8 protein-coding genes and 1 pseudogene are annotated in these 9,586 nt (G+C 68.5%); 2 read left to right on the top strand and 7 right to left on the bottom strand.

The features are described 5' to 3' along the window. Positions 1-123 precede the first annotated feature (123 nt). Together AB0M88_RS21760 and AB0M88_RS21755 are read left to right on the top strand one after the other, a co-directional pair. Positions 124-516: pseudogene (locus tag AB0M88_RS21760) on the top strand (cupin domain-containing protein); the annotation flags it as partial. Between the two features lie 88 nt (positions 517-604). Next, a complete protein-coding gene (locus AB0M88_RS21755) occupies positions 605-1,012 on the top strand; it encodes an Hsp20/alpha crystallin family protein (RefSeq protein ID WP_364104873.1) in 408 nt (135 codons plus the stop codon). 58 nt (positions 1,013-1,070) lie between these two features. Here the strand turns inward: AB0M88_RS21755 and AB0M88_RS21750 are convergent, their stop codons facing one another. The 7 genes from AB0M88_RS21750 to AB0M88_RS21720 all read right to left on the bottom strand — a co-directional run bounded on the left by AB0M88_RS21750 (position 1,071) and on the right by AB0M88_RS21720 (position 9,572). Further along, positions 1,071-1,712, bottom strand: coding sequence for a carbohydrate-binding protein (locus AB0M88_RS21750; protein WP_364104871.1), 642 nt, complete (start codon positions 1,710-1,712; stop codon positions 1,071-1,073). A gap of 2 nt (positions 1,713-1,714) precedes the next feature. Further along, complete coding sequence (locus tag AB0M88_RS21745; RefSeq protein WP_364104869.1) at positions 1,715-2,782, bottom strand: oligopeptide/dipeptide ABC transporter ATP-binding protein; 1,068 nt, start codon at positions 2,780-2,782, stop codon at positions 1,715-1,717. A 12-nt stretch (positions 2,783-2,794) separates the two neighbouring features. Further along, a complete protein-coding gene (locus AB0M88_RS21740; RefSeq protein WP_364104867.1) occupies positions 2,795-3,883 on the bottom strand; it encodes an ABC transporter ATP-binding protein in 1,089 nt (362 codons plus the stop codon). A 98-nt stretch (positions 3,884-3,981) separates the two neighbouring features. Beyond that, positions 3,982-4,965, bottom strand: a complete 984-nt coding sequence (locus AB0M88_RS21735; RefSeq protein WP_364104865.1) for an ABC transporter permease — start codon at positions 4,963-4,965, stop codon at positions 3,982-3,984. 193 nt (positions 4,966-5,158) lie between these two features. After that, the gene (locus AB0M88_RS21730) at positions 5,159-6,898 is read right to left on the bottom strand and encodes an ABC transporter substrate-binding protein (RefSeq protein ID WP_364104863.1); all 1,740 of its coding nucleotides are present in this window, start codon (positions 6,896-6,898) and stop codon (positions 5,159-5,161) included. 32 nt (positions 6,899-6,930) lie between these two features. Then, on the bottom strand, positions 6,931-7,926 hold the full coding sequence (locus AB0M88_RS21725; protein ID WP_364104861.1) for an ABC transporter permease: 996 nt from the start codon (positions 7,924-7,926) through the stop codon (positions 6,931-6,933). Positions 7,927-8,666: 740 nt separating this feature from the next. After that, a complete protein-coding gene (locus AB0M88_RS21720) occupies positions 8,667-9,572 on the bottom strand; it encodes a TIGR03619 family F420-dependent LLM class oxidoreductase (RefSeq protein ID WP_364104859.1) in 906 nt (301 codons plus the stop codon). Positions 9,573-9,586: the final 14 nt, after the last annotated feature.

The raw sequence follows: 9,586 nt of genomic DNA, 5'->3' as shown, positions 1-9,586 counted from the left end.
AAAGCCTCACTCTTCGCGGGGCTCGTGTAGTTAGTAGGTGTTGTTGCCCTATCGGGGTGTCGGGGGTTCAGGGGTCCGCTTTACCGAACGCCCGCCTCTCGCCCGCCCCTCGCCGAGCAATTCGACCTCCAGCCCCACCCCGAGGGCGGCTGGTACCGGGAGACCTTCCGCTCACCGCGGAGGGTCACTCTCGAGGGGTACGCGGGTGACCGCCCGACCGCCACCGCCATCTATTTCCTCCTGAACCCGGGCGAGGAGTCGGCCTGGCACGTGGTCAAGTCGGACGAGATCTGGCTCTGGCATGCGGGCGGCCCGCTCACTCTGCGCCTCGGCGGCGACGGCCCGCAGCCGGGCGAGGCGACCGAAGTCACTCTCGGAATGGGACCGGGCCGCGAGCCGCAGGTGTTGATTCCATCGGGGGTGTGGCAGGCCGCTATCCCGGCCGGCAACGAACATGTGCTGGTCAGCTGCGTGGTCTCGCCGGGCTTCGACTTCGCCGACTTCCGATTGGCCTAGCGGGAATTCCACCGCGAGATTCTCGGTTGCCAAAGTTGAGCGCACAACGCTCAACCCCCGAAGAATGCTCCCGCTGGAGGAACCACCCATGTTGCTTCGTAGCGCGACCGTCCGCGACCTCGACCGGCTCACGGCCCGCGTCTTCGACAGCGCGACCCGGAACTCCGGCGCCCGCCTGGACGCCTACCGGATCGACGACACCTTCTACATCGACATCGACCTGCCCGGCGTCGACCCGGCCAGCATCGACGTCACCGTCGACCGCAAGGTCCTGACCGTCCGCGCCGAGCGCAAGCGCCCCGAGCAGGAGGGCCTGCGCCTGCTGGTCGCCGAGCGCCCGATGGGCACGGTCACCCGCCAGGTCTTCCTCTCCGACAACCTGGACACCGACCGGCTCGAGGCCCGCTACGACAACGGCGTGCTGACCCTGAGCATCCCGGTGCTCGAGACGGCGAAGCCCCGCAAGATCGAGGTCTCCGGCGCTCTCGCCGCCTGATCCCTCTACGACGAAAGCCGCGCCCGGTTCGGGCGCGGCTTTTTTCCGTACGGGGTGGTCAGTGCTCGAACTGCAGCCAGTTGACGTTGACGAACTCGCTGTCCTTGGTACCGGTGAACGTGAAGAACACGGTGTGCTTCCCGGTCAGCGGCGACGCCAGCGTCACCTCGTCGGTGCGCCAGGTCTGCCAGTCGCCGGTGGAGGTCACGTTGAGCGCGCCGACCACCGGCTGGGCCGGGTCGTCCAGGTGAATGTCCATGTGCCCGCCGTCGGCCGTTCCGGCGGCCACCCGCACCAGCAGCTTGGTCGCCGGCACCGGCCCGAAGTCGACGTTGTCGAACCGCATCGAGTCGCCGGTGGCGATCCACCCGACGTTCTTGCCGCCAGCCTCGTCGCTCGTGTCCTGGGTCTGGATGCCGGTCAGGGCGGCGGCCGACTCGGCCTGCAGCGTCGGATAGACCGTCGGCTTCGGCGGCGGTGTCGTGGCCGGCGCGACCGAGGGCGGCGCCGGGGTCCGGGAGACCGGTGCGGACGGCGGGACGGCGGCCGGCGCCGCTGACGGACCGTCCTGCCAGCGTCCGATGCCGTAGCCGGCGAGCAGCAGCGCGACGCCGGCGAGTCCGGTGAGGACCCGCCGGCGCATGACGTACGAGCGCGTGCGATAGACCGACGGTGGCGGCGGCGGGGGTGCGGCGACCAAGGTCAGGCCGTTTCGGCGACGATCGAATCGGCCGGCGGCTCGGCGAAGTGGCAGGCCACCAGCTGGTCGTCGGGGCCGACCGCCTTGGTCTCGAGCGGCGGGTCCTGCTGGGCGCAGATGTCCTGGGCCTTCCAGCACCGGGTGCGGAAGCGGCAGCCGGACGGCGGGTCGACCGGGCTCGGCACGTCGCCGACGAGCCGGATCCGCGACTTCGGCGGCACGCCGCGGACGACCGCGATGTCGGGCACCGCGGACAGCAGCGCCTGGGTGTACGGGTGCTGAGGTGCCTCGTACAGCGTGTCGCGCGGCGCCTGCTCGACCACGCGGCCGAGGTACATGACGGCGACGCGGTCGCAGAAGTGCCGTACCACGCCGAGGTCGTGGGCGATGAAGACGAACGCGATGCCGAGCTCGGAGCGCAGGTTTTCCAGCAGGTTCATGACCTGGGCCTGGATCGACACGTCGAGGGCGGAGACCGGCTCGTCGGCCACGATGATCTTCGGCCGGGCGGCGAGCGCCCGGGCGATGCCGATGCGCTGCCGCTGGCCGCCGGAGAACTCGTGCGGGTAGCGGTTGTAGTGCTCGGGGTTGAGGCCGACCAGTTCCAGCAGCTCCTGGACCCGCGTGAGCTCGCCGCTCTTGGGCACCATGTCGTGGGTGCGCAGCGCGGTGCCGACGATCGTGCCGACGGTGTGCCGCGGGTTGAGCGACGAGTAGGGGTCCTGGAAGATCAGCTGGATCTCGCGCCGGTAGGGCCGGAGCCGCCGCTCCGACATGTGGGCGATGTCGACACCCTGATAATTGATCTTGCCAGCGGTCGGTTCGAGCAGGCGGGTGATCAGTCGCGCGGTGGTCGACTTGCCACAGCCCGACTCGCCGACCAGGCCGAGCGTCTGGCCCGGCTCGACGGTCAGGTTGACGCCGTCCACGGCCTGCACCCACTGGGTGCGGCGGGCCAGCAGACCCTCGCCCTTGGTGCGGAAGTGCATCTTGACGTCCTGCAGCTCGAGGAGGGGTGCCCCCTCGACCTTCTTGACGCCGGACGTCGCGGTTGCGGTAGCAGCGGTCATGTCTCGATCCTCTTACGGCAGCCGGGGCAGGACTTCGGTCTCGAAGACCTTGTCGGGGTCCTTCAGGTGACACCGCGAGGAGCGGGCCATGTCGGCCGTCCTCGGGATCAGCTCCGGCTTGAGCGTCCGGCACAGGTCGTTGGGAACCCGGTCGCGGAACTCGCAGCGCGGATGGAAGGCGCAGCCGCTGGGCATGGCGAGCAGGCTCGGCGGCGAACCGGGGATCGGGTGCAGCGGGCCCGGGTTTCCGGAGACCGCCGGGATGCTCTCGAGCAGGCCCCAGGTGTACGGCATCAGGGGCGTACCGAGGATCTTGTCGACCGGGCCGTGCTCGACCGCGCTGCCGGCGTACATCACCAGGATGTCGTCGGCGATCTCGGCCACCACGCCCAGGTCGTGGGTGATGAAGACGACCGCCGAACCGAAGTCGCGCTGCAGGTCGGCGATCAGGTCGAGGATCTGCGCCTGCACGGTCACGTCGAGCGCGGTCGTCGGCTCGTCGGCGATCAGCAGCTTGGGGTCGTTGACCAGGGCCATCGCGATCATCGCGCGCTGCCGCATGCCGCCCGAGAACTCGTGCGGGTACTGGCCGATGCGGCGGGACGGGTTGGGGATGCCGACCCGGGCCAGCATCTCGATCGCGCGCGCCTTGGCGGCCCGCTTGGAGACCTTGTTGTGTGCCCGGTACGACTCCATGATCTGGTCGCCGATGGTGAAGAACGGGTGCAGCGAGGACTGCGGGTCCTGGAAGATCATCGCGGCCTGGGCGCCGCGGACCGTCCGCAGCTCCTCCTCGGACATGCCCACGATCTCGCGCCCGCCGACCTTGATCGAGCCGGACATCCGGGTGCTGGCCCGGTCGTGCAGGCCCATCACGGCCATGCTCGACACGCTCTTGCCGGAGCCGGACTCGCCCACGATCGCCAGGGTGCGGCGCAGCGGCAGCGCATAGGTCAGGCCCTGCACCGCCTGCACCAGGCCGTCCGCGGTCGGGAAGTGTACGTGGAGATCGGTGACCTCCAGGTACGCCTCCTCGTTCTCGCTGCGCGCCCGGCGTTCCCGCACGACGGTCTGCGGTGCCCGGATCGTCTGCTCGCTCATGTTGTCTCCGCTTTGCCGTTCGGTGGCGCCGTCGCCCGATCGGGCATCCGGCGGCACGGGATTACTCCTGCCGATCTGGCCGGGTTCACCGATCTCGGTCATCCGAGCCGGACCCGCGGGTCGAGAACCGTGTAGATGATGTCCACGATCAGATTCATCAGGACCAGCACGACGGCACCGATGATGACGCTGCCGAGGAGCACCGGCAGGTCGTACTGGGCGAACGCCCGCAGCGTCATGACGCCGAGGCCGGGCAGGCCGAAGATGCTCTCGGTGAAGAGCGTGTTGACGAACTGGTAGGCCACGTCGAGGCCGAGGATCGTGACGACCGGCGTGAGCGCGGCGCGTACGCCGTGGCGGTAGACCACGCGGCGCTCGCTGATGCCCTTGGAGCGCGCGGTGCGTACGAAGTCCTGGCCCAGCGACTCGATCATCGAGGCCCGGGAGTACCGGGTGTACGACGCGGCGTTGGTCAGGCCCAGGGTGAGCCAGGCCGCCAGCAGGCCGGTGGCCCAGAGCAGTGGGTTCTGGTCGAACGGATGCCACTCCGGTCTCGGCAGGAAGCCCCGGGTCAGATAGAGGGCGACCAGCAGGGCGACCACGAAGTACGGCACCGAGTTGACGACCAGGCTGGTGCCGACCGCGATCCGGTCGAGGGTGGAAGATCGATATCGGGCCGCGAGCGTACCGGTCAGCAGGCCGACCACCGAATAGATGATGGCGCCGCCGAGCACGATCGACAGGGTGACCGGCAGGGCGTTGCCGAGGATCTTGGTGACGGGCTGGCTGGTCGGGAACGAGTAGCCGAGGCAGGGCGCGCCGCAGTGCCGGACGGTGCCGCCCAGCTCCATGTCGCGGCCGACCACGATGCCCTTGAGGTAGTCGGCGATCTGCGTGACGGCGGGCTTGTCCAGGTTGAGGTTCTTGGTGATCTCCTCGACCTTGTCCGGCGTGCACTTGGGACCGCAGATCGTGCCGGCCGGGTCGGTGGGGGCGAGGAGGAAGAGCGCGTAGCTGGCGACGATGGTGACGAACACAACCGATATCGCGCTCACCAGGCGTCGCAGGATGTAGAACAGCACGGCTTGGACTCCTCATGGTTCATGTTCCGCGGGTCCGAGTGTCCCGCGTGAAGAGTGTCCGCGGCCGGCGCGATCGCGCACGGCCGGCGGGGATGAAGCGGTGGAGCGGGGGAACGGTGGTGCGGTTCGGATGGACCGGGTGGCCCGGGCCGCCGTAGCGGACCGGACCACCCGACCGATCAGTGCTCGAGCGTCAGCTCTTGAGGTACATGTCCTGGAAGGACGGCAGACCCATCGTGGCGTCACCGACGGTGGTGCCGACGTTGGTGCCCTGCACGACCGCCATCTTGTCGTAGTAGAACGGGATGGCGATGTACTTGCCCATGACCTCGGGGTCGAGCGCGGTCCACTTGGAGGTGGCCTGGTCGCTCGGCAGCGCGGCCGCGGCGTCGATCTCGGCGTCCAGCGCCTTGTCGCTCAGCATGCCCCAGCTGTTGCCGTCGGTGATGCTGTGCGTCTGGAAGAGCACCGGGAACCAGCTGAAGCCGGTCGGCCAGTCGGAGCACCAGCCGCGCGGGGCCTGGCCCAGGTTGACCGGGGCGCCGTAGTCGGCGGTCTTGCTCCGCAGGTCGGCGGTCGAGACACCGATCGCCTTGACCTTGAAGCCGGCCTTGGTCAGGGCGTCGGCCCGAACCTGGCTGACCTGCTGCGGGACCGGCTTGGTGTTGTCGTAGTACCAGCTGACCTCGAAGCCGAGCTTGCCGGCCGCCTGCAGCTGCGCCTTCGCGGCCGCCGCGTCACCGTTGCCGGAACCGCTCAGGCCGGGCAGCGGGGTGTACTTCTGGTAGCCGGGGATGCTCGGCGGCAGGACCGTGCTGGAACGCTCGGCGGTGTACGGGTTGACACCGGCCGCCTTCCACTCGTCGTCGTACGGCCACGCCGTCGCGATCGCCTTGCGGACCTCCAGCGGGATCTTACGGCTGTCGAGCTGCCACACGATGTTGCACGGGCTCTGGCCCTGCACCAGCTGCGTCTGCTTGCCACCCAGCACCTGCTGCACCAGCGACGCGTCGATGTTGCCGTAGTTGATGGCGCTGGCGTCCGGGCCGCTCGAGTTCAGGACCTGCTGCTGGGTCTTGACGTCGTCCTGACCCCACTTGAAGTCCCAGGCGTCCGGGTACGCGTGACGGGACGCGTCGGTGTTGGGGTCCCAGTTCGTGTTCCGCTTCAGCTTGAGCTCGCTGCCCGGCGTGAAGGAGTCGAACATGTAGGGGCCCGTGGTCATCGGGTTGTTCTGGTAGTCCTGCTTGGTGTCCTTGGCCTTCGGGATCGGCGTGAACGCCGGGAAGGTCAGGTAGTACGGCAGGTCGGGGAACTTCTTCGCCAGGTGGATGATCAGGGTGTCGGTGCCCTGGGTCTCCACACCCGCGTAGGTGTCGCCGCTCTTGTACGGGCCCTTGTAGGTGTCGCCGTCCTTGAAGTAGGTCAGCTGGTACGTCGGGCCGGAGTCGTAGACGTCGTGCGCGAACGACCGCTTGACCGAGTACGCCAGGTCGTCGATCGCGACCGGCGTGCCGTCGGCGTACTTGATGTTCGGCTGCAGCTTGAACGTCCAGGTGAGGCCGTCAGCCGAGGTGGTGCCCAGGTCGGTCAGGTCGGGCACTAGGACCGGCTTGCCGTCCCGGATCGCGTACTGCGTCGGCGTGCGGAACAGCAGCTTGGCGATCTCGTTCGAGTCGGTGTAGTAGATGTTCGTCGGGTCGAGCGTGTTCGGCGTCGACTGCGAGTAGACCGTGATCGTCCCGCCCTTGTGAGCGCCGGCGACCTCGGGCGCCGGGCCCTTGGCGTTACGGTCGATGCCCTGCACCGCCGTGTTGATCTTGCCGGTGTCGCCGCCCTTGGTGTCCTTGTCGCTGGACGACGGGCTGCCACAGGCGGCCAAGCCCAGGGCCAGGACGGCGGTGGCCGTCAAAGCCAATCGAACTCTTGCCATTTCTCCTCTTCTCAATCTGATCTGCACTGCCGTTACCGCCGGGTGCGCGGATCGAATGCGTCGCGGATGGAGTCGCCGAGCAACGCGAGCGACAGCACCAGGATGGTGATGCCCCCGACCGGCAGCCACAGGAAGAGCGGATCCGCCCGGTAGAAGTTGGTCGCCGCGGAGATCGTCACGCCCCAGGAGGGGGTCGGCTCGGTGAGGCCGACGCCGAGGACCGTCAGGGCGGCCTCGTTGACGATGAACGCCGGCAGCGCCAGGGACGTCGAGATGACGATCGGCGCGACCAGGTTGGGCAGCAACTCCTTGAACAACACCTTCCGGGTCGGAACTCCGATCACGCGGGCGGCCTGGATGAACTCCCGCTCGCGCAGGGAGAGCACTTCGCCGCGGATCAGGCGGGCCAGGTTGGCCCACCCGAGGAACGAGAGCACGAAGATCAGCGAATAGAAGCGGACCGTCGCGGTGGTCTCCGCGCCGACGCCCTCTTTGTTACCGACCGTAATCGTCAGGATGACGGCCGGGATCGCGATCGCGAAGAGCAGGTAGGGCAGGCTCAGAACCAGGTCGATGATCCAGGAGAGGATCCGGTCGATCCAGCCGCCCGTGAAGCCGGAGACCAGCCCGATCACGATGCCGATGGCCGTCGAGATCACGGTCGCCAGGGCGGCGACGATCAGCGACGGGCGGGCGCCGTAGACCCAGCGGGAGAAGAGGTCGCGGCCCAGCCGCGGCTCGATGCCGAACCAGTGCTGCGAGTTCGGCCCCACGGTCGGGTAGCCGAAGTCGTCGATCAGGTTGGTGTGCAGGGTCGTCGGATCCTGCCCCTCGATCTTGGAGAGCACCGGCGCGAGGAGCGCGATCAGGATGAAGGCGCCGAGGATGCCCAGGCAGATCATCGCCAGGCGGTCTTTGCGCAGGCGGCCGAGAGCGATGCGCGTCGGGGACTTACCCCGCGTCGCCGCCTTCCGCTCGGGGGCGGCAGCGATCTCGGACTCATCCGAGAGCAGGCCTGGGGAAGCCACTTCAGCCTCTTGAGCCAGTGGTTCCACGCGTTGTCACCTCCATGGACGGACACACCTCACATGCGCCGTGCGTGAGAGGTATTCGGGTACTGCGGTTGGAAAGTAGTCCGGAACTCGCTCGTAGGAAATGAGTTGACGCATCGAATGAATAACGGCCCGCTGAAAGTCGAGGATGAACCCCGTCACATCTGACCACCCCCCAGTGAGCCACGAACTGCTACTCGTCGGCATAAATCGCCCTTAACGACGGGTTACGCCACGGAGTTTGTCCGGTTTGGAAACCCAAAGGGCAATCGTACTGTTGCGCAAAGTTATCAAAGACACGTCGGTCCCGATAGGGCCCCCTGTTTCGTCCCTGTTTCCCCGACATGTCGATCTTGGCGGCCTCCCACCGTCGGTTCGTCCGGCCGGTACCGCTGCCGGACGGAAGATCTTCGGTCACACACCGTTCCCGGGTCGCTATCAACGGCCAGAGGCTTCCTCGACCGACGTTTGTGTTATGACCTCGACGTTATGACGACCCCCAAAATAGGGGTACGACGAACCGAGCGGCCCATTCCGATAACAACTGGGTCACCATTTTGAACTATTCGCCACAGGAGCCGTGGCATACGTGTCGAGGCTTCGGTGGCGGTCTTTGCCTACCGTGCGCTCTCTGCGTTACCACGGGAGCCGGGATCGATAGCGCGGTCACGCTCCGTTTCGGGCCGCGTTCACCCGAATGGCGGACAGTAGCGGTCTCAGGCTCCGGGGGCCAGGGCTGTGAGGATCTCCTCGGCCCGCTCGACGGCCGCGTCCGGATCGGCCGCCGGCCCGCCGACCCGCGGATCCCAGTTCAGGTCGTAGAAGAGCTCGGTCACGCCGGCCTCGGCGTACCGCTGGGCGCCGGCCCGGATCTGCTCCCAGTCACCGGAGAGCGGAAACCGGTCGTCCCGGGCGCCGGCCCGGACGACACCCCGCACAACGATGCGCACGTCGTCCGGGTCACGGCCCGCCTCCTCGGCCGCCCGGCGCACGACCTGGGCGCCGCGCTCGATGTCGGCCAGACGGGCCCGGCTGCTGCTGACCCAGCCGGCCGCGATCCGGCCGGCCCGGCGCAGCGCCGCGTCGGCCGACCCGCCGAGCAGGATCGGCGGGCCGCCCGCCTGCACCGGCCGCGGCAGCATCCGGCTCGCCGGAAGCGAGTAGACCCGCCCCTCGAACGACGCCGTCCCGCCGGCGAAGAGCGACCCGAGAACGGCCAGGTATTCCTCGGTGCGCCGGCCGCGCGGCGCCGGGACCGACCCGGTGGCCCGGAACTCCGGCTCCGACCATCCGGTGCCGAGCCCGATCTCGGCCCGCCCGCCCGACAGCACGTCCAGCGTCGAGGCCTGCTTGGCCAGGTAGGCCGGGGACAGGTAAGGCAGGTTGATCACCGCCACGCCGAGCCGGATCCGGCTGGTCAGCGCGGCCGCATAGCTCAGCGCCAGCAGCGGGTCGAGCACACTCTGATATTCGGGCCCCAGCCGCTGATCGGCCCCGACGAGCAGCCGCTGAAACGCCCACAGCCCGTGAAAGCCCAGCTCCTCGGCCCGCTGCGCGAACCGCCCGAGCGCACCCGGCTCACCCCACGCCCCGGACACCGGCGCACCGAAGCCGATCAGCATGCGGCCATCCTCCC

It is taken from the genome of Actinoplanes sp. NPDC051411 (assembly GCF_040682075.1).
GTDB lineage: Bacteria > Actinomycetota > Actinomycetes > Mycobacteriales > Micromonosporaceae > Actinoplanes.
Note: the sequence above shows the minus strand (reverse complement) of the source record. Positions and strands in the feature narration are given on the sequence as shown.

What these genes read in the sequence shown, in the direction of transcription:
- AB0M88_RS21755 (WP_364104873.1), top strand. Translation starts at nt 605, where the DNA reads ATGTTGCTTCGTAGCGCGACCGTCCGCGACCTCGACCGGCTCACGGCC.
- AB0M88_RS21745 (WP_364104869.1), bottom strand. Translation starts at nt 2,782, where the DNA reads ATGACCGCTGCTACCGCAACCGCGACGTCCGGCGTCAAGAAGGTCGAG.
- AB0M88_RS21740 (WP_364104867.1), bottom strand. Translation starts at nt 3,883, where the DNA reads ATGAGCGAGCAGACGATCCGGGCACCGCAGACCGTCGTGCGGGAACGC.
- AB0M88_RS21730 (WP_364104863.1), bottom strand. Translation starts at nt 6,898, where the DNA reads ATGGCAAGAGTTCGATTGGCTTTGACGGCCACCGCCGTCCTGGCCCTG.
- AB0M88_RS21720 (WP_364104859.1), bottom strand. Translation starts at nt 9,572, where the DNA reads ATGCTGATCGGCTTCGGTGCGCCGGTGTCCGGGGCGTGGGGTGAGCCG.